Annotated in this window: 25 protein-coding genes and 1 tRNA gene; 18 read left to right on the forward strand and 8 right to left on the reverse strand. The window is 70.9% G+C overall.

What is annotated here, in order from left to right; all coding sequences use genetic code 11:
* The first annotated feature begins 461 nt into the window (after positions 1 to 461).
* Together proP and AB0I66_RS16230 are read left to right on the forward strand one after the other, a co-directional pair.
* A complete protein-coding gene (proP, locus tag AB0I66_RS16225) occupies positions 462 to 1,919 on the forward strand; it encodes a glycine betaine/L-proline transporter ProP (RefSeq protein ID WP_363208467.1) in 1,458 nt (485 codons plus the stop codon).
* Positions 1,920 to 2,055: 136 nt separating this feature from the next.
* Entirely contained in the window at positions 2,056 to 2,724 is a 669-nt protein-coding gene (locus AB0I66_RS16230) for an O-methyltransferase (protein ID WP_363208469.1), read from the forward strand.
* A gap of 39 nt (positions 2,725 to 2,763) precedes the next feature.
* Here the strand turns inward: AB0I66_RS16230 and AB0I66_RS16235 are convergent, their stop codons facing one another.
* On the reverse strand, positions 2,764 to 3,156 hold the full coding sequence (locus AB0I66_RS16235; protein ID WP_363208470.1) for a hypothetical protein: 393 nt from the start codon (positions 3,154 to 3,156) through the stop codon (positions 2,764 to 2,766).
* Between the two features lie 115 nt (positions 3,157 to 3,271).
* On the opposite strand from AB0I66_RS16235, the gene AB0I66_RS16240 reads away from it, so the two are divergent.
* The 4 genes from AB0I66_RS16240 to AB0I66_RS16255 all read left to right on the forward strand — a co-directional run bounded on the left by AB0I66_RS16240 (position 3,272) and on the right by AB0I66_RS16255 (position 5,479).
* Positions 3,272 to 3,685, forward strand: a complete 414-nt coding sequence (locus tag AB0I66_RS16240; RefSeq protein WP_363208471.1) for a DUF1992 domain-containing protein — start codon at positions 3,272 to 3,274, stop codon at positions 3,683 to 3,685.
* Between the two features lie 133 nt (positions 3,686 to 3,818).
* Positions 3,819 to 4,145: an antibiotic biosynthesis monooxygenase gene (locus AB0I66_RS16245; protein WP_363208472.1), complete on the forward strand. Its 327-nt coding sequence runs from the start codon at positions 3,819 to 3,821 to the stop codon at positions 4,143 to 4,145.
* Between the two features lie 77 nt (positions 4,146 to 4,222).
* Complete coding sequence (locus AB0I66_RS16250; RefSeq protein WP_363208704.1) at positions 4,223 to 4,861, forward strand: LysE family translocator; 639 nt, start codon at positions 4,223 to 4,225, stop codon at positions 4,859 to 4,861.
* Between the two features lie 75 nt (positions 4,862 to 4,936).
* Positions 4,937 to 5,479, forward strand: coding sequence for a GNAT family N-acetyltransferase (locus tag AB0I66_RS16255; protein ID WP_363208473.1), 543 nt, complete (start codon positions 4,937 to 4,939; stop codon positions 5,477 to 5,479).
* 39 nt (positions 5,480 to 5,518) lie between these two features.
* Here AB0I66_RS16255 and AB0I66_RS16260 read toward each other — a convergent pair whose 3' ends face one another.
* Complete coding sequence (locus AB0I66_RS16260; RefSeq protein WP_363208474.1) at positions 5,519 to 7,588, reverse strand: MDR family MFS transporter; 2,070 nt, start codon at positions 7,586 to 7,588, stop codon at positions 5,519 to 5,521.
* 133 nt (positions 7,589 to 7,721) lie between these two features.
* Between AB0I66_RS16260 and AB0I66_RS16265 the strand changes: the two genes are divergently transcribed.
* The gene (locus AB0I66_RS16265) at positions 7,722 to 8,720 is read left to right on the forward strand and encodes a peptidoglycan-binding domain-containing protein (RefSeq protein WP_363208475.1); all 999 of its coding nucleotides are present in this window, start codon (positions 7,722 to 7,724) and stop codon (positions 8,718 to 8,720) included.
* A 560-nt stretch (positions 8,721 to 9,280) separates the two neighbouring features.
* Here the strand turns inward: AB0I66_RS16265 and AB0I66_RS16270 are convergent.
* The gene (locus AB0I66_RS16270) at positions 9,281 to 9,946 is read right to left on the reverse strand and encodes an HAD-IA family hydrolase (RefSeq protein WP_363208476.1); all 666 of its coding nucleotides are present in this window, start codon (positions 9,944 to 9,946) and stop codon (positions 9,281 to 9,283) included.
* Between the two features lie 226 nt (positions 9,947 to 10,172).
* Positions 10,173 to 10,751 (reverse strand): TMEM165/GDT1 family protein, encoded by a 579-nt coding sequence (locus AB0I66_RS16275; protein WP_363208477.1) that lies wholly within the window; start codon positions 10,749 to 10,751, stop codon positions 10,173 to 10,175.
* A 507-nt stretch (positions 10,752 to 11,258) separates the two neighbouring features.
* Here AB0I66_RS16275 and AB0I66_RS16280 point away from each other — a divergent pair.
* From AB0I66_RS16280 to AB0I66_RS16295, 4 genes are all read left to right on the forward strand, one after another.
* Positions 11,259 to 11,906: an HNH endonuclease family protein gene (locus tag AB0I66_RS16280; protein ID WP_363208478.1), complete on the forward strand. Its 648-nt coding sequence runs from the start codon at positions 11,259 to 11,261 to the stop codon at positions 11,904 to 11,906.
* Positions 11,907 to 12,092: 186 nt separating this feature from the next.
* Positions 12,093 to 13,799, forward strand: a complete 1,707-nt coding sequence (locus tag AB0I66_RS16285; RefSeq protein ID WP_363208479.1) for an alkaline phosphatase D family protein — start codon at positions 12,093 to 12,095, stop codon at positions 13,797 to 13,799.
* Positions 13,800 to 14,047: 248 nt separating this feature from the next.
* The gene (locus tag AB0I66_RS16290) at positions 14,048 to 16,021 is read left to right on the forward strand and encodes an FAD/NAD(P)-binding protein (RefSeq protein WP_363208480.1); all 1,974 of its coding nucleotides are present in this window, start codon (positions 14,048 to 14,050) and stop codon (positions 16,019 to 16,021) included.
* A 63-nt stretch (positions 16,022 to 16,084) separates the two neighbouring features.
* Complete coding sequence (locus AB0I66_RS16295; protein WP_363208481.1) at positions 16,085 to 16,534, forward strand: DoxX family protein; 450 nt, start codon at positions 16,085 to 16,087, stop codon at positions 16,532 to 16,534.
* Positions 16,535 to 16,658: 124 nt separating this feature from the next.
* Here AB0I66_RS16295 and AB0I66_RS16300 read toward each other — a convergent pair whose 3' ends face one another.
* Positions 16,659 to 17,231: a superoxide dismutase family protein gene (locus AB0I66_RS16300; protein ID WP_363208482.1), complete on the reverse strand. Its 573-nt coding sequence runs from the start codon at positions 17,229 to 17,231 to the stop codon at positions 16,659 to 16,661.
* A gap of 257 nt (positions 17,232 to 17,488) precedes the next feature.
* Between AB0I66_RS16300 and AB0I66_RS16305 the strand changes: the two genes are divergently transcribed.
* A complete protein-coding gene (locus tag AB0I66_RS16305; protein ID WP_363208483.1) occupies positions 17,489 to 18,163 on the forward strand; it encodes a VTT domain-containing protein in 675 nt (224 codons plus the stop codon).
* Here AB0I66_RS16305 and AB0I66_RS16310 read toward each other — a convergent pair.
* Positions 18,160 to 18,420, reverse strand: a complete 261-nt coding sequence (locus tag AB0I66_RS16310; protein ID WP_363208484.1) for a DUF2277 domain-containing protein — start codon at positions 18,418 to 18,420, stop codon at positions 18,160 to 18,162. The two genes, AB0I66_RS16305 and AB0I66_RS16310, sit on opposite strands and share 4 nt — an antisense overlap.
* A 94-nt stretch (positions 18,421 to 18,514) precedes the next feature.
* Here AB0I66_RS16310 and AB0I66_RS16315 point away from each other — a divergent pair, with 94 nt between their 5' ends.
* Positions 18,515 to 18,862 carry a hypothetical protein gene (locus AB0I66_RS16315; RefSeq protein ID WP_363208485.1) on the forward strand — a complete coding sequence of 116 codons (348 nt, stop codon included), beginning with the start codon at positions 18,515 to 18,517 and terminating at the stop codon, positions 18,860 to 18,862.
* A 40-nt stretch (positions 18,863 to 18,902) separates the two neighbouring features.
* Positions 18,903 to 19,208, forward strand: coding sequence for a hypothetical protein (locus AB0I66_RS16320; protein WP_363208486.1), 306 nt, complete (start codon positions 18,903 to 18,905; stop codon positions 19,206 to 19,208).
* A 260-nt stretch (positions 19,209 to 19,468) separates the two neighbouring features.
* Here AB0I66_RS16320 and AB0I66_RS16325 read toward each other — a convergent pair whose 3' ends face one another.
* Entirely contained in the window at positions 19,469 to 19,810 is a 342-nt protein-coding gene (locus AB0I66_RS16325) for a hypothetical protein (protein ID WP_363208487.1), read from the reverse strand.
* 281 nt (positions 19,811 to 20,091) lie between these two features.
* Here AB0I66_RS16325 and AB0I66_RS16330 point away from each other — a divergent pair, with 281 nt between their 5' ends.
* Both AB0I66_RS16330 and AB0I66_RS16335 read left to right on the forward strand, forming a co-directional pair.
* Positions 20,092 to 20,457, forward strand: coding sequence for a cupin domain-containing protein (locus AB0I66_RS16330; RefSeq protein WP_363208488.1), 366 nt, complete (start codon positions 20,092 to 20,094; stop codon positions 20,455 to 20,457).
* Positions 20,458 to 20,685: 228 nt separating this feature from the next.
* Complete coding sequence (locus tag AB0I66_RS16335) at positions 20,686 to 21,192, forward strand: response regulator (protein WP_363208489.1); 507 nt, start codon at positions 20,686 to 20,688, stop codon at positions 21,190 to 21,192.
* 93 nt (positions 21,193 to 21,285) lie between these two features.
* Here the strand turns inward: AB0I66_RS16335 and AB0I66_RS16340 are convergent.
* Positions 21,286 to 21,357, reverse strand: a tRNA-Val gene (locus AB0I66_RS16340).
* A 257-nt stretch (positions 21,358 to 21,614) separates the two neighbouring features.
* On the opposite strand from AB0I66_RS16340, the gene AB0I66_RS16345 reads away from it, so the two are divergent.
* Together AB0I66_RS16345 and AB0I66_RS16350 are read left to right on the forward strand one after the other, a co-directional pair.
* Positions 21,615 to 23,057, forward strand: a complete 1,443-nt coding sequence (locus AB0I66_RS16345) for a hypothetical protein (RefSeq protein WP_363208490.1) — start codon at positions 21,615 to 21,617, stop codon at positions 23,055 to 23,057.
* A 94-nt stretch (positions 23,058 to 23,151) separates the two neighbouring features.
* On the forward strand, positions 23,152 to 23,745 hold the full coding sequence (locus tag AB0I66_RS16350; RefSeq protein WP_363208491.1) for a DUF4383 domain-containing protein: 594 nt from the start codon (positions 23,152 to 23,154) through the stop codon (positions 23,743 to 23,745).
* Positions 23,746 to 23,756 lie beyond the last annotated feature (11 nt).

Below are 23,756 nucleotides of genomic sequence, written 5' to 3' on the forward strand. Positions count from 1 at the left end.
AGGTGTGCGGTCGGACCCGAAGGGCTCGCGCCCCTTGGTGAGACGCGCGACGCCCCCATTTCACCTGGCAGCCACACCGCTTTCTACCGGCTTTTGCGCAGACTTCCCAACCAGCCTGTTTTGTCCGGTTGTCGGCCGGGCCGACGACCGGGCCGACAGCCAGTGCGACGACCAGGGCAACGACCAGGCCTTTACAGACCGTCCACCTCATATCCATGAGACAACGACCCGGCCCCCTGCGCGCGGTTCCTCGCGTGCGCCGCGACATAGATCACAAGTACGCCTTTCGGCCACCGCCGAAGGTTGATCCATTCGCCCTGCATAGCGCCACATTCCGGACAGTACGCGGCCGACCGGACACCGAACGTAATGGTGCCGTCTACACCTATGGTCGATTGCGGGCCGCCCCTCGATGGGCGGCTCTGTCCTTGTCGTCAACCGAGAGGCAGGCGAGCGAACCCTTGCCGGCAGCCGCTTCCGTCGCACCCGTTCCCCCGCAGACCTCGCGCACGCAGGCCCCTCCGTCCGGCCCCGCTCCCTCAGGCGCCCGGCCGGACGCCCGGCCGGAGGTCACGGTCGTCGACCCGGTGCTGGTCAAGCGGGCAGTGAAGGCGGCGGCACTCGGCAACGCGATGGAGTGGTTCGACTTCGGCGTCTACAGCTACATCGCCGTGACGCTCGGCAAGGTCTTCTTCCCCTCGGGCAACCCCACGGCCCAGCTGCTCTCCACCTTCGGCGCCTTCGCGGCGGCGTTCCTGATCCGCCCGCTGGGCGGCATGGTCTTCGGCCCGCTCGGTGACCGCATCGGCCGCCAGAAGATCCTCGCCCTCACCATGATCATGATGGCGGCGGGCACGTTCGCGATCGGCCTGATCCCGTCGTACGCGACGATCGGCGTGGGCGCCCCGGTCCTGCTGCTCCTCGCCCGCCTGGTGCAGGGCTTCTCGACGGGCGGCGAGTACGCGGGCGCCTCCACCTTCATCGCCGAGTACGCGCCCGACAAGAAGCGGGGCTTCCTCGGCAGCTGGCTGGAGTTCGGCACCCTCGCGGGCTACATCGGCGGCGCGGGCCTGGTGACCCTGATGACGGCCCTCCTCTCCACGGATGACCTCCTCTCCTGGGGCTGGCGCATCCCGTTCCTGATCGCGGGCCCGATGGGTCTGATCGGCCTGTACCTGCGGATGAAGCTGGAGGAGACCCCGGCGTTCGCCGCGGAGCTCGCCAAGGCACACAAGGACGAGCAGTCCCGCCCGAAGGTGCGGCTGCGCGACATGGTCGCGGGCCAGTGGAAGGCGCTGCTCCTGTGCATGGGCCTGGTCCTGGTCTTCAACGTCACGGACTACATGCTGCTCTCGTACATGCCGAGCTATCTGACGAGCGAGCTGAAGTACGACGAGACGCACGGGCTCCTTGTCGTGCTCGCCGTGATGGCGCTGATGATGTGCGTCCAGCCGTTCGCGGGCGCGCTGACCGACCGGGTGGGCCGCCGCCCCGTGATCGCGGCGGGCTGCGCGGGCTTCCTGCTCCTGTCCGTCCCCGCCCTGCTCCTGATCCGCCAGGGCTCGCTCTGGGCGATCGGCCTCGGCATGGCGGCACTGGGCCTGCTCCTGGTCTGCTTCACGGCATCGATGCCGTCAACGCTTCCGGCCCTGTTCCCGACGAAGGTCCGCTACGGCTCCTTGTCGATCGGCTTCAACATCTCCGTGTCGATCTTCGGCGGCACGACCCCGCTGGTGGTGACGGCACTGATCGGAGCGACGGGGAACATGATGATGCCCGCGTACTACATGATGGCGGCGGCCGTGGTGGGCGGCATCGCGGTCTGGTTCATGACGGAAAGCGCGGGGCGCCCGTTGCCGGGGTCGGGGCCGGCGGTCGAGGGGAGTTCGACGGACGCGGCGAGGCGGGGGCTGGTTTAGGCCGAGCTTCGCGGTGGGTGGGGGCGGGGCTGCGGGCCGGCTTGGGCCGCCTGCGAGTCCCCACTGACAATCGGCCCCACCCCCACTAACATCGTTAGCGAACCTAACGAATGCCGATTGCCTTGGAAAGGCCCCCATGCCCCAGCAGCAATGGTCCGCGGTGGACACCTACTTCACCGATCTGCTCGCGCCCGCCGACGAGGCACTGGCCGAGGCCCTGCACGACAGCGACGCCGCCGGTCTGCCGCAGATCAGCGTCGCGCCGAACCAGGGCAAGCTGCTCCAGCTCCTCGCCCAGATCCAGGGCGCGCACCGCATCCTGGAGATCGGCACCCTCGGCGGCTACAGCACCATCTGGCTGGCCCGCGCCCTGCCCGCGGACGGCCACCTGATCACTCTGGAGTACTCCCCGGTCCACGCCGACGTGGCCCGCGGCAACCTCGCCCGCGCCGGCCTCGACAAGCTCACCGAGGTCCGGGTGGGCCCGGCACTCGACTCGCTCGCCGCGCTCGTGGCCGAGGGGGCGGCCCCCTTCGACCTGGTCTTCATCGACGCGGACAAGGCCAACAACCCGCACTACGTGGAGTGGTCGCTCAAGCTCACCCGCCCCGGCAGCCTCATCGTCGTCGACAACGTCGTACGGAGCGGCGCGGTGGTCGACGCGGACAGCACGGACCCCGGCGTGCAGGGCACACGCGAGGCGCTGCAACTCATCGCCGACCACCCGAAGTTGACCGGCACGGCCCTGCAGACGGTGGGCACGAAGGGCTACGACGGCCTGGCCCTGGCCCGAGTACTGGACTGAGCCTCACCCGCCACCAGCCGGCCGGCCCACCATCCGACCTCAACCCTCCACATAAAACCCGACATTCACGCTGCGAGGCCCGGCCCGGTCCTGGATGACGACGTCGCCGGACCCGTCCCTGGGCAGCGGAGCCGTCCCTCCGTACGCAAGGGGCGCCGGCACCCCGCCCACGCTGAGCCGCACCTCCGAGGCGGGCTCGGGGTGCGACCCGCGCACCCACGTCACGGTCCAGGCCCCGTCGGGCCCGCAGCGGAACTCCAGATGCGTGCGCGAGACGAACAGCCAGTCATCCGGCGGCACGAGACGGCACACGCCGCGATCGCGCCCCACCCGCAGCACGGAACCCGGCGCGCTCGGGGCGTCGGCCATGAGCATGCCCGCGGTCGCCCCCTCGTCCGCCCCGGCCAACGAGGCCATGGTCAGCTCCAGCACGTACGCTCCCCCAGCTCTCGGCGTCCAGAAAGCGCGACGGCCGCACACGCCCCCGCGCCGCCGCATCCTATGGCGCACCTCACGTGACCGCACGGTCGCCTGGAACAATGGACGCATGACTGAACGGAAACCACCTGAGGTCAGCTTCGAGTCGTGGATCGACAAACAAATCCGCGAGGCCGAGGAGCGGGGCGACTTCGCCACCCTGAAGGGCCGCGGCAAGCCGCTGCCGACCGGCCTGAACACCACGTCGCACGACGAACAGTGGTGGATCAAGCAGAAGATGGCCCGCGAGGGCCTCTCCCACCTCCCCCCGACGCTCGCCCTGCGCAAGGAGGCCGAGGACGTCCTGGCTGCGGCGCCGGACGCCCCTTCCGAACAAGCGGCCCGCCGCCTGGTGACAGCCCTCAACGCCAAGATCACCGAGGCTCTGCGCCTGCCACCCCCGGGCCCTCCCCTGGGCCTGAAGCCGTTCGACGTGGAAGAGACAGCCCAAGCCTGGCGCAACCGCCACCCGGACAGAAGCTAGGCCTTCACCGACCGCCCGGCCCCACCCGACAACCCAACGTCCGCAACGCAGTAGCCGCAGAGGACCCAGTAGACACAGCCGACGCGACACCCCGCCCCCGCAATCCGCGGCACCCCTGCGGCAGGATGGCCCCATGAGCATCGTCAAGATCAACGTGCTGACCGTTCCCGCCGAGCAGCGGGAAACCCTGGAGAAGCGCTTCGCGTCCCGCGCCGGCGCCGTCGAGAACTCGGACGGTTTCGAGTGGTTCGAACTGCTCCGCCCCATCGAAGGGACCGACGACTACCTCGTCTACACGCGCTGGCGTGACGAGGAGTCCTTCCAGGCGTGGATGGAGGGCCCGATGAAGGCCGCGCACCAGGGCGGCGCCGCAGCCGGCGGAGAGCGTCCCAAGCCCGCGTCGAGCAGTGCCGCCGTATGGTCGTTCGAGGTCGTACAGCAGGCCGCGCCCAAGGGCTAGGGCCCTGGCAGCCGCTCGGCGGGACGGAGCGGAAAAGCAGTACCGGGCCGCACCGCCCCCGTGGTGCCATGAGCATCATGATGTCCTCCGACCGGATACTCGCCTTCGCGGCCATGTCGTTTCTGCTCATCGTGATCCCCGGGCCCAGCGTCCTGTTCGTGATCGGGCGGGCGCTGGCGCAGGGGCGCCGGGCCGCGCTGACCTCGGTGGTGGGGAACACGATCGGCGCGTACGTGCTCGTGGTCGCCGTCGCCCTCGGGGTCGGCACCGTCGTGGAGCGCTCGGTCGTCGTGTTCACGGCGCTGAAGCTCCTTGGCGCCGCGTACCTGGTGTACCTGGGGGTCAAGGCGTTTCGCCAACGCGGTTCGCTGTACGCCGCGTTCACCGGTGAGGCCCCTTCCCACAGTGGACTCCGTACCTTGTGGGAAGGGTTTGCCGTCGGTGTGGCCAACCCCAAGACCATCGTCTTCTTCGCCGCCGTGCTGCCGCAGTTCGTCGACCGCGAGCAAGGGCACGTCATGCTGCAGATGCTGCTGCTCGGCCTGGTCTTCAACGCCATCGCCCTGGCCTCCGACAGCGTGTGGGGTCTGGCCGCGGCCACCGCGCGCAGCTGGTTCGCGCACTCGCCTCGGCGCCTCTCCGCCGTCGGCGGCGTCGGCGGCCTCACCATGATCGGGCTCGGCGTCAGCATCGCCGCCACCGGACGCAAGGACTGACCACCCCGGCAGCAAGGCCGCGCCGCCCCTAATTCGCTTGCGGGGCACGGCAGTCGCGTCCCGACAATGGCCCCCATGACCACCCGCATCGAGCACGGCACCTCGGCCCCCGCCTCCTGGACCATTGCCCCCGAGGCCGTCGACTCCCCCGTCGCCGCCGCACTCTGGCGCGCGTACTACACCGAGGTGAGCGACCGGTACTACCTCCTCCACGAAGGGCGCCGGACCGACCCCGGAGAGCTGGAGCGCGAGGTCGCGGCGGAGACGGGCGACGACCTGCGCCCGCCCACCGGCGCACTCCTCGTCGCCCGGTACGGGGGCGAGCCCGCGGGTACGGCCGGGGTTCGGCTCACGGACGACCTGCCCCCCGGTCCTCCCGCCGCCGAGCTCAAGCGCGTCTTCGTCCGCGAGGACATGCGCGGCAAGGGCGGCGCCGCGCTCCTCCTCGCCGCCGCCGAGGACGCCGCCCGCGCGCTCGGCGCCGAGCGCCTCGTCCTCGACACCCGCCTCGACCTCGTCGAGGCCAGAGCGCTCTACGCCCGGCACGGCTACGAGGAGAGCGAGCCGCTCACCGAGCGGATGTACGCCGAGTGCTGGTACGCGAAGAAACTGACCTGACCCCCACGCACACGAGGGAGAGCGAGGTGGCGGCGCCGCTCAGGCCGCCACCCCGCGCTGTGGCGACCTGCCGTTGTGCGGCTGTTCGGCGTCGGAGCCGCACATCTCGGCGCCGAGCTCCTCCACGAGCTTGACCAGGTCGGTGGGCCGGTCGGGCCCCCACCAGTCGCCGAGCAGCTCGGCCAGCGACTCCTCGCGGGCCTTGGCCAGCCTGGCGACCGCCGCCCGGCCCTCGTCGGTCAGCGTCAGGCCCATGCCCTGGCGCCGGGCGAGCCTGCGCTCCTCGACCTGGCGGGACGCAGCCGTGATCACGGACAGGGGCACGGTCGTCCGCTCGGCGAGCCTCGCCGGCTCGACGTGGCCGTGGCGGCTGATCCGCAGCAGGAGCCAGCTGGCGCCGGGCAGCAGGTCGTAACCCGCCCGCTCGGTGATGCGTACGTAGATCTCGCGGCGGCCCTCCCGCGTCCCGAGGACGGAGAGCGCCCGCGCCACCTCGTCGTACGACGAACGCTCGACGGGATTGCTGGCGAGCGTCTGCGTCTGGTCGGGCGCCGTGACCGAGCCGCGCAGCTTGTCCTCGCGCAGGAACCAGGCCAGGACGAAGGCGACCAGGGCCACCGGCGCCGCGTACAGGAAGACGTCCGTGATGGACGATGCGTAGGCGTGGACGACAGCGGGCCGCACCGCCGCCGGGAGTTCGGCGATGCCGCGCGGGTCCGCCTTGAGGGAGTCCGCGCTGACGCCGGGCGGCAGCTGCTGCCCGGCCACGGCGTCGTTCAGCTTGGTGACGAGCCGGTTGGCGAAGATCGTGCCGAAGATCGCGACGCCGAACGAGGCTCCGATGGAGCGGAAGAACGTCGCGCCGGACGTGGCCACGCCCAGGTCCCCGTACGGGACGGCGTTCTGCACGATCAGCACCAGGACCTGCATGACCAGGCCGAGCCCGAAGCCGAAGACGAAGAAGTAGGCGCTCATCTCGCCCGTGCCGCTGTTCTCGTTCAGCTGGTGGAGGAGGAGCAGGCCGAGCGCCGTGATGCCGGTGCCCGCGACCGGGAACACCTTCCAGCGGCCCGTACGGCTGACGATCTGGCCGGACGCGGTCGACGAGATCAGCATGCCGATCACCATCGGCAGCATGTGCACACCCGACATCGTGGGCGAGACACCCTGGACGACCTGCAAGAACGTCGGCAGATAGGTCATCGCGCCGAACATCGCGAAGCCGACCACGAAGCTGATGATCGCGGAGAGCGTGAACGTCCTGACCCGGAACAGTTTCATCGGGATGACCGGTTCGGCCGCCCTGCGCTCGATGCCCACGAAGGCCGCTGCGAGCACGACGCCGAGCACGGCGAGCACGATGATCTGCGGCGATCCCCAGCCCCAGGTGGTACCGCCGAGCGAGGCGACGAGGACGAGGCAGGTGGCGACGGCCGCGATCAGGAAGGTGCCGAGGTAGTCGATGACGTGCTTCTGCGAGCGCACCGGGATGTGCAGGGCCGCGGCGATGACGATGAGCGCGACGACGCCGATCGGGAGGTTGATGTAGAAGACCCAGCGCCAGCTGAGATGCTCGGTGAAGAGGCCGCCGAGCAGCGGCCCGAGGACGCTCGTCGCGCCGAAGACCGCACCGAACAGGCCCTGGTACTTGCCGCGTTCGCGCGGCGAGACGATGTCACCGACGATCGCCATCGACAGGACCATCAGACCGCCGCCGCCGATTCCCTGGAGCGCGCGGAAGCCGATGAGCTGCGGCATGTTCTGCGCCATGCCGCAGAGCGCCGAGCTGACCAGGAAGATCACGATGGCCAGCTGGAACAGCTTCTTGCGTCCGTACTGGTCGCCGAGCTTGCCCCAGAGCGGCGTCGCGGCCGTCGCGGCGAGCAGATACGCGGTGACGACCCACGAGAGGTGCTCCATGCCGCCGAGCTCGCTGACGATGGTGGGCAGCGCGGTCGAGACGATGGTCTGGTCGAGTGCGGCGAGCAGCATGCCGAGCAGCAGCGCACCGATGGAGACCAGTACGCCGCCGTGCGCGTGCTCATCCGGTGGCCCGGGGACGGGATCCGGCTCCGGCCCCGCGGGGCGGGCGCTGACGTCCTGCGTCATGGACACCTCCTGAGGACTCCCGCGTGTCCTGCGAGGGCTCTCCCTCTCCATCCTGGTCCGTGTGACCCGTTATGGCCTGTTGAAGCCTGGGTCTGCATAATCGCTGGAGTTCTCTAGGGGTGGGGTACGAAGAGTGAGCAGCACGGAAAGACGTCCGGACGGCGGCGACAGCGGCTCGGGGGGCGACCGGCGGTGTCCTGAATGCGGTGCGTCGCGCGCACCGGGCAGCGCGCCTGCCTGCGGCTGTGCGGAACGTGCCGCCGACGCGGCGCGTGCCGCGAGGTCCGCGGACGCGGCCGCGGCGGAGGACTTCGATCCGCTGCGGATCCGTCCGTACGTGACGCTGCCGGAGCCCGGCCTCGCGGAGGAGCCGGCGCCCGAGCCGGACCCGGCCCCCGCCCACGTCCTCCCACCGGAGGCCGCGGCTCCGCCGCGCTCGGCGGACGTGGGGCTGTTCGCGGCGAGTGGTGCGGGCGGAGACCCCTCCGCACCGGAAGGGGACGCTTCCCCACCCCCTCTGCCGTACGCCGACGGATTGGCGCCGCGGCGCGGCCGTGCGGGCCTGTACACGGCCGTGAGCGCCGTGGTGGCGGTGGTGGCCGTGGCGGTGCTCGCCGCGGTACTGCTCTCGCCCGACAAGCCGCAACGGGAGCAGGCGCTGCCGGACGTGCCGACCCACGCGGTGACGGGCCCGTCGGAGTCCACCACGAAGGCACCGTCGCCCTCGACATCGTCCCCGGCGCCCTCCGCGTCAGCGTCCACGTCCGCGTCATCGTCCGCCTCGCCCAAGGCGAGCCCGTCCCCCACCCCGTCGCGCTCGGCCTCGCCGAAGCCGCGGTCCACGCGCCCGCCGAGCCGCTCGACGGCACGGGCGACGGGCTCGGTGGAACCGGCGTCCCCCAAGGCCGACCGCGTCCTGCGCCGCGGCGACAGGGGGCCCGAGGTCGCGGAACTCCAGGAACGCCTGCAGCAGCTGTACCTCTACATGGACGAGCCCCACGGCAGGTACGACAGCCAGGTGGAGGACGCGGTGGCCCGCTACCAGTACGCCCGCGCGACGCACCGCGACGGCAGGGGGGTCTACGGGGAGGAAACGCGGACGGCCCTGGAGGCGGAGACGCGGGAGCCGTAGGGCGGCGGGGGCGCGGGGCGCACCCTGCAACACGGGGATCGTGAGGCACCCCGCATCAGGGGGAACGCGAAACACCCGGGCAACCCAGGGCACCCGCATCCGGAGGGAAAGCGAGGCTCCCGCCCACCCGGGGAAACGTGAGGCACCCAGCACCACGAGGGACCGCGAGACTCCCGCACCACCGGGAAGCGCGAGGCACCCCGCACCACCCGGGAAGCGCGAGGCACCCAGCACCACATATGAACACGGGACGCCAGCACAACCAAGGCACCCGAAGCACCCCGCACCACGAAGAAACCCGAGACCCCCGCGCCACCCGGGAAGCGCGAGGCACCCCGCATCACGAGGAACCCCAAGGCACCCCGCACCACCAGAAAAGCGCAAGCCCCGCCCCGCCCGCCCGGAAACCAAAAAAGCGCCCCGCACCGCAAAGGTGCAAGGCGCCGGGGCCCGCAGCGGACAGTCGCACAGCCGAGCAGTCGCGCAGCCGCACAGCCGCGCGAAAGCAGCAGCAGGCCAACCACAGACCAGCCGAGAATCAGGCGCGACTCAGCCGCAACTCAGCCGAAGCTAAGCCGCAGCCCTCCACCCTCAACCGGCTCCACCCGTACCTCCGTCAGGTCGGCGACATGCACGGTGGGACCGAACTCCCCGGCCCGGGGGCCGATTCCCACGACCCGCATGCCTGCCGCGAGCCCCGCGGCTATCCCCGCGCCGGAGTCCTCGAACACGACGCAGTCGGCGGGGTCGAAGCCCAGCTCGGCGGCGCCCTTGAGGAACCCCTCGGGGTCGGGCTTGCTCGCGCTCACGCTCTCCGCGGTGATCCGCGCGGCCGGAAGCGGCAGCCCGGCCGCGGCCATCCGCCCGTTGGACAGGGGCACGTCGGCGGACGTCACGAGCGCGTGCGGCAGCCCCTCAAGGGAGGCCAGGAAGGCCGCGGCGCCCGGCACGGGGACGACGCCCTCCATGTCGGCGGTCTCGGCGGCCAGCATCTCGCGGTTCTCCGCGTAGTTCTCCTCCATGGGCCGCTCCGGCAGCAGCACCGCCATCGAGGCGTACCCCTGGCGGCCGTGGACGACCTTGATGACCTCGTCGAAGTCGAGCCCGTGCCGCTCGGACCAGCGCCGCCAGCAGCGCTCGACCACCGCGTCGGAGTTGACGAGGGTCCCGTCCATGTCCAGGAGGAGAGCCCGGGCGGTCAGAACAGAGGCGGTCTCAGCCGTCATCGGCGTACTCCAGAGCACAGAGGACAGAGGGAAGTGCAGAACAGAAAGACGTGCACAGATGTGTCGCGGGAAAGAATCAAGGCAGCTCCGCCCGCCGGTCAGGGAACACGGGCGGAGCCACTTTGTTTCTCTACGATACAAAAAGGGGCCAGCAGACGCCAGCACCGCAGGTCACACCCCATACAGGGCATCCCGCCCCCGGGGTCGCCTGGGCCACGTCAGCAGCTCAGGCAATCGCCTCGTACAAGCTCCACACCCCGAGCCCCAGCATCAACAGCGCCGCGATCTTGGTGATGAGCGACAGCGGCACCCGCTTCATCAGCGCCTTTCCGCCGACGATGCCGAGCCCGGCGACCGCCCACAGCGCGAGCACCGCGCCGAGACCCACGGAGAGCGGGTCGTCGTACCGCGCGGCCAGGTTCGCGGTCATGATCTGCGTCAGGTCACCGAACTCCGCGACCAGGATCAGCATGAAACCCGCGCCGGAGACCTTCCAGAAGCTCTGGTCCTTGGGCTCGCGGACCTCTTCCTCGTCCTCGCCGCCCTTCAGGAGCAGCATCGCCGCGCCGCCGAGGAAGAGGACACCGGTGAGCGCGTGCAGCAACTGCTGCGGCAGGAGCGTCAGGACGCTGCCCGCCGCCACGGCGAGCACGACATGGACGACGAAGGCGGCCGCGACCCCGGCGAAGACGTACGAGGCGCGGTAGCGCGTCCCGAGGACGAGCCCGGCCAGCGCGGTCTTGTCCGGAAGTTCGGCAAGGAAGACGACGCCGAAGACGAGCGCCGTCACGCTGATGCTGATCAAGGTTCCTCAATCGGTCGGGGCTGCCCCACCGAGAGCAATCTGTACATCACGTACGACACCTCGGCACGGCAGCACACACGGACGTACACGGTCATGTACGTCGGGCACTGCTTGCCGAAGGTCTCGCTGGCCGGCCCGGTCCATCGCGGTACACCGCGTGGCTGACGAGGCCTGCCTCCGGGCGCCGGCTCAGACGAGCTGAGCAGTATGTCGACGGTCCGGCGAAGAGCTACTCCCCTTCTGCGCCATCCATCGTACGGGACGTACGAACACCCCGGACCAGGGCCTTTCGACCCCCTGGCATGTGACCCGGGTCACTCGGAAACGCCCCCGGGGCACTCAATTCCAACTCCCGTACGCATGCACACACATGACACGTCGCCAGAACTCTTGAACTGACCACCTGATTGACGCGACCCTGTCACTTGACGCACATCCGCAGGAAACCCCACCGCGTCAGCATGGCCGCCCCAACGGCCAACATCCCCCCACCTCAAGGGAGTTCGTATGTCCGCTGTCTACGCGCGTCGACGTCTCGCCACGATCACCGCCCTGACCGCCCTCACCTCCGCCGCGGCCCTCCTCACCGGCGCACCCGCCCAGGCCGCTCCCCCGGCGCCCGTCTCCGCCGCCACCGCCCGCACCTACCTGGGTCAGCTCACCGAGAAGGCCGAGGGCTCGTCCGACGGCTACAGCCGCGAGAAGTTCCCGCACTGGAGCACCCAGTCCGGCGCCTGCAACACCCGCGAGGTTGTCCTCAAGCGCGACGGCACGAACGTCCAGCAGGACTCCAACTGCGCGGCCACCTCCGGCACCTGGAAGTCCCCGTACGACGGCGGCACCTGGACCGCCGCGTCCGACGTCGACATCGACCACGTGGTCCCGCTCTCCGAGGCCTGGAAGTCCGGCGCGAGCGGCTGGACCACCGCCCAGCGGGAAGGTTTCGCCAACGATCTCAGCCGCCCCCAGCTGATCGCCGTCACCGACAACGTCAACCAGAGCAAGGGTGACCAGGACCCGGCGGAATGGATGCCGCCCACCGCGTCGTACCACTGCTACTACGCCCGGATGTGGGTGGACGTGAAGCACCACTACAGCCTCACGGTGAACGCGGCGGAGAAGACCAAGCTGTCGTCGGTCCTCAACGGCTGCTGAGGCCGGCTGCCGAGACCGGCCAGTGAGGCGGCCGGCTGCTGAGACCGGCTGCCGAGGCCGGGTGCTGAGACCACGGCTCGCATGAGCGGTGAGGTCACCGGCCTGTAACCGGCAAGAATCCCCGGAACCTCGCCACGGACCTCCGTCGTTCCGTACCGTACGGGGCGACGGAGGAGAGTGATCATCGTGGCACGGCTGCGCCTGGGTCCACTGCTGAGGTATGTCGACGGTTCGACGGCGACGGTCTGGGTCGAGGCCGACCGCCCCTGCACCGCCGAGGTGCGGTGCGCCGACGGCTCCAAGGGCACGGCGAACACGTTCCAGATCGCGGGCCACCACTACGCGCTCATCCCGGTCACCGGGCTGCGGCCGGGCACGGAGACCGCGTACGAGGTGCGGCTCGGTGACAGCGGCGCGCCCGTGTGGCCGCTGCCGGACTCGCCCTTCCCGCCGAGCACCATCCGCACGCCGGGCGACGGCGACGACGAGGCGATCCGGGTCACCTTCGGTTCCTGCCGCTGGGCCGCCCCGCCGAGCGACGAGCACGATCCCGTCGGGCCCGACGCCCTTGACACCCTCGCCGCCCGCATCGCCACCGGCACGCCTGCCGACCGCCCGGACGTCCTGCTCCTCCTGGGCGATCAGGTGTACGCGGACAACACGTCCGAGGCGACGCGGCGCTGGCTCGCGGCCCGCCGGAACCTGAACGACCCGCCGGGCGACCAGGTCGCGGACTACGAGGAGTACACCCACCTCTATTACGAGTCGTGGCTCGACCCCGAGGTGCGGTGGCTGCTCTCCACCGTGCCCAGCTGCATGATCTTCGACGACCATGACGTCATAGACGACTGGAACACCAGCGAGGCCTGGCTCGCCGAGATGCGCGCGACGCCCTGGTGGCGGGAGCGCGTGCTGAGCGGCCTGATGTCGTACTGGGTCTACCAGCACATCGGCAATCTGCCGCCCGCCGAGCTCGAACGCGACGAGCTGTACGCCACGCTGCGTTCGACGCCCGACGGCACGGACGCGCTGCGCGCCTTCGCCTCCGCGTCGGACGCCGATCCCGGGGCGACCCGGTGGAGCTACCGCCGGGACTTCGGCCGCGTACGCCTGCTCATGATCGACACACGGGCGGCGCGCGTCCTGGACGAGCAGAACCGCGCGATGATCGACCCGGAAGAGGCCCGCTGGCTGCGCGAGCAGGCGCTGGAGGGTGTGGGCGGCTCGGGCGGGGAGGGCGGCTCGGGCGAGGAAGGCGGCTCGGGCAGCGCGGGTGGTGGCTACGACCATCTTCTGATCGGCACGTCCCTGCCCTGGCTCCTGCCGCACCTCATCCATGACGCCGAGGGCTGGAACGCCGCGCTGTGCCGTGGCGAGCGCGGCGCGCGCTGGGCCCGCTTCGGCGAGAACCTGCGCAGGCGCTCGGACCTGGAGCACTGGGCGGCGTTCCCCGCGTCCTTCGACGCGCTGACGTCCCTGATCGCCGAGGCGGGCACGGGGCCCGGCGCCCCGGCGACGGTGTGCGTGCTCTCCGGCGACGTCCACCACGCGTACATCGCGGAACCCACGTGGCCGGACGGCGGCGGCCCCGAATCCCGCGTCCTGCAGCTGACGTGCTCCCCCGTCCACAACTCCATCCCCGCGTCGATAAAGCTGGGCTTCCACTTCGGCTGGAGCAGGGTGGGCCGTGCGCTGGGCCGTCGCTTCGTACGCCACGGCCGTTCGGCACCGGCGGCCATCAACTGGCGGAAAACGGGCGGGCCTTGGTTCGGCAACCAGCTCATGACGCTGACGTTGCGGGGCCGCTCGGCGCACGTACGCCTTGACCAGGCGCAGGTGGTGAAGGGTGTGGGCACCCACCTGAAGACGACCCAGGAGTCACAGCTTTCGTGACGGTGACGCGGCGGGGGCGGGGGCGGGGGCTCACGGGTTCGCGAGGCCCCTCACGCCCCTTTCTTTTCCAGAACCCCTCATAGGGCACCGGCACTTCACACACCTCACGTGACACAGGACACACCCGTCCGGTGATCCTCCGCTGCGGGGTTCGCCTTCCGGTGCCGCGGCGGCATGATGAGGCGGACCGTCCGCTTCCACCACCCCCACATCCCCCACACCCCCCCCACCGCCCGGGAGTCACGCCTTTGTCCGCACCATCCGCATCGGCCGCACCGGACCACGACGTCGCAGTCGCCGTCGTCGGCGCAGGGCCCCGCGGGACGAGCGTCCTCGAGCGCCTCTGTGCCTCGGCAGCCGAACTCCTGCCGACGGGGGCACGGCTGACGGTCCACGTCATCGACCCCTCGCCCCCGGGGCCGGGGCGCGTCTGGCGGACCGCCCAGCCGCCCGAACTGCTCATGAACACGGTTGCCTCCCAGGTCACCCTCTTCACCGACGAGAGCGTCGACTGCGCCGGACCGATCCGGCCGGGGCCGAGCCTGTACGCCTGGGCCGCCGCCGGGCACGCGCCGGGGCTCGGCCCGGACGACTACCCGACACGCGCCTGCTACGGCCGCTATCTGGAGTGGGTCTTCGCCGAAACCCTGCGCGCCGCCCCCGGATCGGTCCGGGTCGAGGTGCACGCGGCACGCGCCGTGCGGCTCGACGGCCCGAGCGACGGCCGGAGCGACGGCCCGCAGTCCCTGGTGCTCGACAGCGGACGCGTGCTCTCCGGGCTCAGCGCAGTCGTGCTCGCCCAGGGGCACCTCCCCGCGGTGGGCGACACCACGCAGCAGCAGTTCGCCGCGCACGCCGCGCGGCACGGGCTTCGCCACATACCGCCGGCCAACCCCGCCGACGTGGACCTCTCGGCCATCGCCCCCGGCGAGCACGTCCTGCTGCGCGGGCTCGGCCTCAACTTCTTCGACCACATGGCCCTCCTGACGCAGGCCCGCGGCGGACGCTTCGTCCCCGCGCCGGACGGCGGGCTGCGCTATCGGCCCTCGGGGCACGAGCCGAAGCTGTACGCGGGCTCGCGGCGCGGCATCCCGTACCAGGCACGCGGCGACAACGCGAAGGGCCCGTACGGACGGCATGAGCCGCTCGTGCTCACCCCCGACGTCATAGCCCGTTTCCGCAAGCGCGCGGACAGCGGCGACGCCCCGGACTTCCTCGACGAGATATGGCCGCTGGTCGCGAAGGAGGTCGAGACGGTCTACTACGCCGCGCTCGTCCGTCCCGCCTGGCGTGCCGAGGAGTTCCGGGACGCGTTCCTCGCGGCGCCGCACCGCAGCCCTCAAGAAGAGCTGACACTGGCCGAGTTCGGGATACCCGAGGCCGCGCGCTGGTCCTGGGACCGCCTCGCGCAGCCGCATTCCGGCCGTAACTTCCGCTCCCCGGACGACTTCCGCGCCTGGCTGCTCGCGTATCTGCGCGAGGACACCGCGCAGGCCGCGCTCGGCAATGTCGCGAGCCCGCTGAAGTCCGCCCTGGACGTGCTGCGCGACCTGCGCAACGAACTCCGCCTGATCCTCGACCACGGCGGCCTGTCCGGGATCTCGCGCCGTGAGCACCTGGACCGCTGGTACACACCGCTCAACGCCTATCTCTCGATCGGCCCGCCCCGGCGCCGCATCGAGGAGATGACCGCGCTCATCGAGGCGGGCGTCGTCGAGGTGCTCGGCCCGCGTCTCGACGTGCGCCCCACCGCGGACGGGGCATACCTCGCGCACTCCCCCGACGTACCGGGGTCGGCTGTGTCGGTCACCACAGTGATCGAGGCCCGGCTCCCCGAACCTGACGTGCGGCGCACCGCGGACGAACTGCTCGGGCAGCTCCTGCGGACGGGGCAGTGCCGCGCCCACGTCGTCGACGGCCACGAAACCGGAGGCGTCGACGTCACGCCTCGCCCCTATCACCTGATCGACCGTCAAGGCCGTTCGCACGCAAGGCGGTTCGCGTTCGGGGTGCCCACCGAGGGCGTGCATTGGGTGACGGCCGCCGGGGCCCGGCCGGGCGTCGACTCAGTCACCTTGTCGGATGCGGACGCGGTGGCGCGGGCCGTGCTGCGGACGGCGGCGGGCGTCGCGAAGATCCCGGCGGCGAGGGGAGTGATCCCGTCCGCGGCCGAAGTGGAATCGCCCGAATGGCCAGATGTTGAACTTGCAAGCATTGATTAGGTTCACCTAACCTTGGGCCTCCACTCGGTTACCGTCCCCGAAAAACCGAAGGAGTCCCCCACCATGACTGGACGTCTCAACAGCGCCCAGCCCTATGTCCTCGGGCTTTTCCGCATCGTCATCGGCCTGCTCTTCGCCTGCCACGGCGCCGCCTCCCTCTTCGGAGTGCTCGGTGGCGCGATGGGCGGCGGCACGGTCGACGCGGGCACCTGGCCCGGCTGGTACGCGGCCGTCATCCAGCTGGTCGGCGGCGGCCTGGTCGCCCTCGGCCTCGGCACCCGCGCCGCCGCGTTCATCTCGTCGGGCTCGATGGCGTACGCCTACTTCAAGGTGCACCAGCCGGAGGCCCTGTGGCCGATGCAGAACGGCGGCGAAGCCTCCGCGATCTTCTGCTGGGCCATGCTCCTGCTCGTCTTCACCGGCTCGGGCGCGCTCGGCCTCGACCGGCTCTTCGCCTCGCGCGGCGAGGCCGCGGACAAGGGCGCCTCGGAGCGGACCCCGGTGGCCGTCTGACGCGGACGCGCGTTCAGATGCACCTGTGACGGCGCCCCCTTCCTCGTACATGTACGAGGAAGGGGGCGCCGTTTGCGTCATCAGACCCCGTCACGCCCCGCGGACCGTCGCGCCTCCGGGGATTTCAGTGGGTCGGCAGGAACGGCACCGTGAAGCACGCCACCCGCTCCCCCGCGCCGCTCCGCTCGCGGTGCAGCACGACGGACCTGGCCTCACCCGGCCGGAACTCCCAGTCATGGCGGGCCGTCGCCGTGCCCGAGCCGTCCGTGCCCGTGGTGAAGTCCAGCCAGACCTCGTTCTCCGCGTTCACATAGGCCGGGTCCTCGGAAGGCTGTACCGGGTCCTTGCGGTGCTGGTAGTGCCCGCCCGCCGCTTCGGGGTCGACGCCGCACGGCTTCTGGTGCACGTGCGCGCCGTACGCATGGCCAGGCTGCATTCCCTTCACCCGGAGCGTGACCGACATGTCGTTCGGCCTGCCGCGCTGGTCGATCTCGATCTGGGACCCGGCGGGCACCAGCTTCGTGTCGTAGGTGACCGCCCACACGTACATGGAGGCCGCGGGCGGCGCGAACCGCCCCCCGACCTTCATCTCGTAGAACGGCGCACCCTCGCCGGCCGCGCCACCGCCGCCACCGACACCACCGCCCGCTGCGAGCACCGCCGTTGCCACGGCCCCGGCGAGCATTCCTGCCACCATCGCCCCGCTCCTTCCGTACCGTCCGCCGACCTGCTGGTCGCTTGAGTTGGTGATGATGTTGGTACGGGACTTCGGCGCGGTATGCCCCATCGGGGGCGGCAGCCGGGTGAACGTGATGTAGCGAACAAATGAGCCCCCCGTGGATCTCCGCGGGAGAGCGCGGCGTACGCTGTACAGCTGTCACCAAGCCGCCCCTGCCGCTCCCCCGCGACGTCGCGGCAGTCAAGTCGTCGGCCGGGGAGTTACGGGGAATTTCGGTGCTTGAGAATCTGGGCTCACTGACCAGCAGCCCATGGATCTACGCGGTGGTCGCGCTCTCCGTGCTCTTCGACATCGTCCTGCCCGTGCTGCCGAGCGGCGTCCTGGTGATCACGGCGGCCACGGCGGCCGCCGCGGCGGGCACCAGCGCGCAGAGCGTGCCGCACGCGGTCCCCGACATCCTGCTCCTGCTGCTCTGCGCGGCCACCGCCTCGGTCCTCGGCGACCTGGCCGTCTACCGCCTCGCCTGGCGCGGCGGCGAACGTCTGGACCGCGCCATCGCCCGCTCGCGTCGGCTCACCACCGCGCAGGAACGTCTCGGCACGGCGCTTTCCCGGGGCGGCGGCGCCCTGGTCGTCATCGCGCGCTTCGCCCCCGCGGGCCGCTCGATCGTCTCGCTCGCAGCGGGAGCCGCACACCGCAAGGTGCGCGAGTTCCTGCCCTGGTCGGCCCTCGCGGGCGTGGCCTGGGCCGGGTACAGCGTCGCGCTCGGCTACTTCGGCGCGCAGTGGCTCGGCGCGACGTGGCTGGCCACCGGCGTCTCCCTGCTCGCGCTGTTCGCGGCGGGCGCGGGGGCGGCGTTCCTGGTCCGCCGGCCGCGTACCGCTACGGGCACGAGCACGAGCACGGGCACGGGCACGGCGGGGACGCCTGCGGCGACCGCGGCGAATTAAGCCGCCGGGGCTTCCTCGGGCGCCTGCTCGGCGGCCCGCGGTTTGCCTCCTCCTCGCACCTCGATCCCGGCGAGCAGCTCGGCGGTGGCCTCGGCGACCGCGTCCACGGCACGGTCGAAGACCTCGCGGTTGTGCGCGGCCGGGGCACGGAACCCCGAGACCTTGCGCACGTACTGGAGCGCTGCGGCCCGGACCTCCTCCTCGGTGGCGTCATCGGGGATGGCGGGCGGACGGAGCGTCTTGATGCTGCGGCACATACCTACAGCTTGCCGCGAGTGGGACGCGCACGGGAAGTCGTGTCGACCACGAGAGTCCTCGCACTCGCAATTCGAACAGGAGTAGCATTACGGAGTGCCTGCAACCCCTGCTTACGACTTTCCGGACGACCTCCTCGCGGGTCAGGAGGAACTGCACCAGGTCCGGGCCGAACTCCTGGCCCTGCTGAAGCGGCTCCCCTGGTCGGTCACGCCCCTCGACGGCTTCAGCGACGACCACGGCTGGCGGAAGGTGGAGCGCCCCGCCTCTCCCGGCTGGACCCCGGACGAACAGGCGGAGGTCGAGAAACTCCGGGCGCGGGAGCGGGAGTTGGCGGTGTTTGTCACTTGTCACCGCTTCTGGGAAGAGGTGACGGGACCCGACTCGGTGGCGGCGCGCGCACGGCTGAAACACATCCACGAGAAAGTCATTGACACCGGGTGACGGCGGGCGTTGACTCCCCCTACGCCGAGGAGGTGCTGCCATGAATTTCTGGTTGGTCGTCCTGCTCCTTGCACTGGTCGGCCTGGGTTTCAGCCAGCCACTTCTGTGGCTGGCCGCTGCGGCGCTCGTCTTCTTCATGGTGCAGCAGTACGACCGCGGGGGCTCGGGCAAGAGCAGCAGCGGAAGCGGCGCGGGCGCGGCCCCTGGTGCCGGAGGAGGCGGTGGGGGCGGGGGTGGCGGAGGCGGCGGCTTCCCCAAGACCTACCGCGACTACCGCATCCGCAAGGAACGTCAGGAGCGCTGGGACCGCAGGTACAAGCGCACGCATCCGGGTTCCGGCCGCTGAGCGGGTCGGTCGCCCCGGGCGGCCGTCCCCGCCGACGCGACGTCTCATCGAGTCGCGCGCCAACGGCGGTGCCTACGAGGCCGGTTACGGTCCCGGCGCCGGTCGCGCGTACCGGCGGAACCGCAAGAACGCCTACGCCGGGAACTGGACGTGCCGGGCCAAGAAGCTGTTCGGCGTCAGCGATTCACCCATGGGCCACGAACAGGGCTGACGTACGCGAACACCGCACCGCCGGCCCCCTCCCGTTCCCTCCCCCCGCCTCAGCCTCCGAGCGGCGCCCCGGCGGGGAGTCCTCCGAGCAGCGAGACCGCGCTCTGCGCCGCGGCCTGCGCCGCGCCGTCGACCGGGGCCGTGACAGCCGAGGGGTTGTTCGCCCGCAGCTCCCCGGTGGCCGGATCGACGGCGACCTGGTCGAGAGGGTTCTGCACGTCCTCCAGCGCAGGCGCGACCCCCGCGACGGAATCGAGCAGCGTCCCGCCGTCGGCAGGCGGCCGCGGCGCGGGGTGTGCTGCGTGCTCGGCTTGCGCGGCTTGCGCGGCGGAAGCGGTCCCCAGAGCGAGCCCGACACCGAGGAGACCGGCGGTGGCCTTGGCGATCTTCATGAGATGAATCCTTTCCGGCGAGGGCCCCACACAGGCCATGCCGAACCCTTCAACTCACCCAAGATCCGCAAAGTTCTGGACGACCACCCGATCGATCGGGTTGCCGTCTTTTCACTCGCGATCACTCGACGGCCGCGCGGCAGCCCCGAAGTGGCGTCCTCCGGTCGGCAGGCGGACGATGGAAGTAAAGGGGTCGGCTGGTGATGACGTCGGCCGTGGGCCCCGCGGCGACTCCAACTGACTCCGGACATATGGGCAGGGCCCGGACGGAGGAAGTTGTCATGATCGAGGTCAAGGCGGTCGAAAAGCCGGACGAGCGACGCGATTTCCCTCGCGGTCACCTCGAAGCCGTCCATCTCACGGGGCTGGACTTCGCCGTGGGCACCTTCGAGCCCGGCTGGCGCTGGTCCGAATCCGTCGCCCCGCTCGCGGGCACCGAGAGCTGCCAGATCCACCACAACGCCTATGTCGTCAAGGGACGGATGCACGTCCGCATGGACGACGGAGGCGAGGCCGAGGTCGGCCCGGGCGACGTCTTCGTCTGCCCGCCCGGCCACGACGCCTGGGTGGTCGGCGAGGACCAGGTCGTGGTGTACGACTTCGCGGGAGGCATGGCCCAGGAGTACGCGAAGGCCGAGGGGAACTAGCCGTTTTGCAAAAGCACCGGCGGAATAGTCGAGGCTGTCCGGCTCCGTCGCGTTCCGATGCCGCTCCTCTCGCCTCAAGGCGGGCGCGGGCGGCATCTCTTGGTACCGCCGGGACTTCTGATGCTTCTGTTGCCGGCGTCCTGAACTCAGGTTTAGCTCCGCGGTAACGAAGGGACTCTCCAACTCGACTTCGGCATAACGTGGTTGTTGAGAGAGGGGGCCCCGTCCATGCAGACCAAATCCGTGATCCTCGTCGTCGACGACCACAAGGACACCCTGTTCGCGCTGGAGAGCGCGCTGGCCCCTCTCGGTTATCCGCTGGTGAGCGCGACCAACGGCGACGACGCGCTCAGAGTGGTGCTGCGCGGCGACGTCGGGCTCATCCTGCTCGATGTGCGCATGCCGGGCGTGAGCGGTCTCGACGTCGTGCGCTACGTACGGCGCCTGGACCAGACACGCGCCATACCCATCATCCTGCTGACCGGTTTCGACGTCAGCCGCGAGGTCGCCGCGGCCGCCTTCCTCCTCGGCGTGGCCGACGTGGCCCTCAAGCCCATCGACCCGCTGACGCTGCGCACCAAGGTCCGCTACCTCTTCGACACCTACGAGCAGCTGAAGGCCATGCGGCAGGAGATCGAGGCGCTCCAGGCCCAGTTGAGGGCCGGAACCGTCAAACCGACGAACGACAGCCACTCGGAACCCGGCTGGACCCCCAGCCCCCAGGTGGAAACCTGACGCGACAGGGCCCCACACACGAAAACCGGCCCCCCACCCGATCAAGGGTGGGGGGCCGGCCATGTCGCACCGTCTACCTGCACGGCGTCACTGTGGGCGCGGACGGTTTCGAACCGCCGACATCTGCCTTGTAAGGGCAGCGCTCTACCGCTGAGCTACGCGCCCGGGATATTTCGACAGCCTACCTTGCCTGTGGCCCCGGGCCGCAAACCCGTACGGGAGGAGCCCCGCCGGCCCCGCGGCCGGTGGGAGCATGATGTTTCCGCCCTCACCGGCAGTGGTGGCCCGCCCCTCGTGTCCGCCCGCAGCGAAGACGGCAAAGTCTCGGTGCGCGGCGCGAACTAACAGGCCCGTGTGTTCGTCATTAACCGGTGGGAGAATGTGACACCGGGCAAGGCGGATGACAGCACGGGAGAGGGATAGTGACGGCGACACCTTCGCAGCCGTACACACCGGACACGTCGAGTGGATCAGCACTGCCGGACGAGGATGTACGTCGCTGCGGGAGCGCGCGGCCTCGTTCCCGCCCCCGCGTCCGCCCGAGCCCTCTGCGCGACGCGCTGGCGCTCGCCCTCCTGCCCCTCCCCCTCCTCGCCCTCGCCCTCCCGGCCGCCTTCGCGGGCGGCGGCACCCGGCGGTGGTTCGGCGGGCGCGGGGAGAGCGTGCGGGCCGACGCGCAGGCCGCCAAGGACGCGGCGGCCGCGGCCTTCTACGAGTTGGACACCGCCCAACGGGATCTGCGCATCTCCATCGAGACCATCGTCGCCGTCGACTCGACGCCCGCCGCCCAGCGTGCCGTGTCCGACTTCGAGGCCATCGGGCGACGGATCGACGAGGCAAGCCACCAGTACATCAGCGCGGTGGACGCCCACGATCTCGACCGCGACGACCTGGAGGCCTCCGTCGCCGCCCGCGCGCGGACCGAGCTCACCGAGGCCAAGGCCGAGCTGGACAAGGCCAAGCAGGACCTGGACCGGTTCCAGCAGGGGCTCGGCCCGTTGCTCGACAAGGCGGAGACACAGCTGGCCCGGCTCGCCCCGGCCGTCGAGCGCGCCCGCCAGACCCTCCTCGCCGCCAGCAACGCCCTCGATGCCGTGCGAGGCGCCGGGCTCAAGGCCGACGATCTCGCCGCCCGCCTGGCCGCCCTCGGACCCGAGCTGACCAAGCTCAACCAAGGAGCGGGACAGCACGGCGTGCCGGAGACGCTGCAGCGCGCCGACCGCGTCCTGCGGGACGCCGAAGCCGTGCGGGCCGAGGCCGAGCGGCTGCCGGAGCGTGCCGCCGAGATAGACCGCCGCCTCGTCTCGCTGCGTACACGCGCGCAGGCCCTCACCACCCGCAGCGGCCAGGTCGAACCAGTCCTCAGCGAGCTGCGGCGGCGCTTCACCGTCGCCTGCTGGCAGGACCTTCAGCGTGTGCCGGACCAGGCCGCCGAGAATGTGCGGCAGGCCGAGGTCAAGCTCAAGGAAGCCCGTCAGGCCCGCGACGAGCAGCGCTGGCCGGACGCCACCTCCCTGCTCTCCACGGTCCGCGCCCTGCTGAACTCGACGGACGAGGCGGTCTCGGCCGCCGGCGACCGGCTGCACCGGCTGAACGCGGTGGCGAAGGACCCTCAGCAGGAGATCGAGCGCACCCGCTTCGCGATCCGCGACGCCCAGCGCCTGGCCATGGCGGGACGCCAGACCCCGGAGCAGCGGCACGCCCGCCCGCTGGACGAGTCCGTCGCCCGCCTGGACCGCGCGGTGGCCTCCCTGGAGGGGCGCCACCCGGACTACTGGCACTTCCTGACCGAGACCGAAGGCGTGCGGCAGGCGGTGGGCCGCGTGGTCACCCAGATCAGGGAGGAGCGCGGGCAAGGGGCCTGAGGCCCGGGAAGCGGGCGGTCCCGGGGCGCCTGGTGGCGGTCCGTGGCCCGCGGGCGGATCCTGGAGCTACGTACGCCGACATCGGGAGGCGGACATGGCCACGCATGTACTTCACTCAGGGACGAAGCGGCCCAGGCGGCGCGTCACGCTGAACGAACACCTGCCCGTCGACCACCGTCTCAGCACGATCTACCGCGTCGGCGCGGGCCTGATGGGGCTCGTCCTGATCGCGTTCGGCATCCTCGGCCTGATCGACAAGGTCGGCTTCTTCGACACCGGGGGCGACACCGTCGCCGGTCTGAGCACCAACGGCGCGCTCAGCGTCCTGTCGATCTGCGTCGGGCTGCTCCTGCTCGTCGGCATGGTGATCGGCGGCAACTTCGCGTCGACGCTCAACATGGTCCTCGGCTGCGCCTTCATCCTCAGCGGCTTCGTCAACCTCGCCCTCCTCGACACCGGCTTCAACTTCCTCGCCTTCCGCATCCAGAACGTGCTGTTCAGCTTCGTGGTGGGCGTGCTGCTGATGATCTTCGGGATGTACGGGCGGGTCGGCTCGGCCCTGCCGCACGACAACCCGTACTGGCGGGCACGCCACCCTGGGGCCGACCGCTCTGGAGCTCACCACTCCGGGGCCCACCACTCCGGGGCCCACCACTCCGGAGCTCACCACCCTGAGCAGGGACGCTGAGCTCCCTGTGC

The organism is Streptomyces sp. NPDC050439 (genome assembly GCF_040655335.1).
Classification (GTDB): Bacteria; Actinomycetota; Actinomycetes; order Streptomycetales; family Streptomycetaceae; genus Streptomyces.